2 protein-coding genes are annotated in these 734 nt (G+C 74.8%); one reads left to right on the plus strand and one right to left on the minus strand.

The genetic code is table 11. The annotated features are described in order from the left end of the window. A partial coding sequence (locus GTW08_RS16930) for a citrate synthase (RefSeq protein WP_346009920.1) occupies window positions 1-358 on the minus strand: 358 nt, incomplete at its 3' end. A 69-nt stretch (window positions 359-427) separates the two neighbouring features. On the opposite strand from GTW08_RS16930, the gene GTW08_RS16935 reads away from it, so the two are divergent. Further along, a partial coding sequence (locus tag GTW08_RS16935) for a citrate/2-methylcitrate synthase (RefSeq protein ID WP_237453916.1) occupies window positions 428-734 on the plus strand: 307 nt, incomplete at its 3' end.

Genomic DNA, 734 nt, shown 5'->3' on the forward strand with positions numbered 1-734 from the left:
GGGCGAGCAGGTCCGGGTCGGCGTCGAACGGCACCCGGCCGGGGACCTCCCACAGCAGCGCCGCGACGTGCTCGAGGTCCTCCGACCCCGCGAGCGCGGGCACCGCCCGCCCGCGGAACCACGGCCCGCCGTCGGCGACGAGTGTGATCCGCGTCCTGATGCGCTCGACCGTCCCGGACGGCTCGCCCGACTCGCGGCCGCGCGCGGCGAGGGCCTCCACCTCGTCCTGGGCGAACCGGCTGCCCCGCCGCTGCGCGCCACGCACGCTGGTCAGCAGCCCGCGGCTGGCGTAGGCGTACACGGTCTCCCGCTTCACCCCGAGGCGTTCCGCGGTCTCGGCGACGGTCAGGTACTCCACGACGTGGACCGTATCAACATTGACTGGATCAATATTGACAATGGTTCCCGACGAGCGGACGGTCCGGTCATGACCAGCACCGACAGCATCGGCGCCGCCGCCGGGCAGGTCCCACCGGGCCTGCGCGGCGTCGCCGTCACCAGCACGCGCATCGGGGACGTCCGCGGCGACGAGGGCTTCTACCACTACAGCCGGTACTCCGCGGTCGACCTCGCGCGCACCCGCACCTTCGACGACGTGTGGTTCCTGTTCGTCCACGGCCGTCTCCCGGACGCGGGCGAGGCCGCGGAGTTCGCCGCCGCCACCGCGGAGCGCCGGGCGCTGCCCGACGCCGTCGCCGCGCAGCTGCCCGCGATCGCCGACGCCTGCGGGCCCG

This window comes from Pseudonocardia sp. SID8383 (assembly GCF_009864975.1).
GTDB classification, from domain to species: Bacteria; Actinomycetota; Actinomycetes; order Mycobacteriales; family Pseudonocardiaceae; genus Pseudonocardia; species Pseudonocardia alni.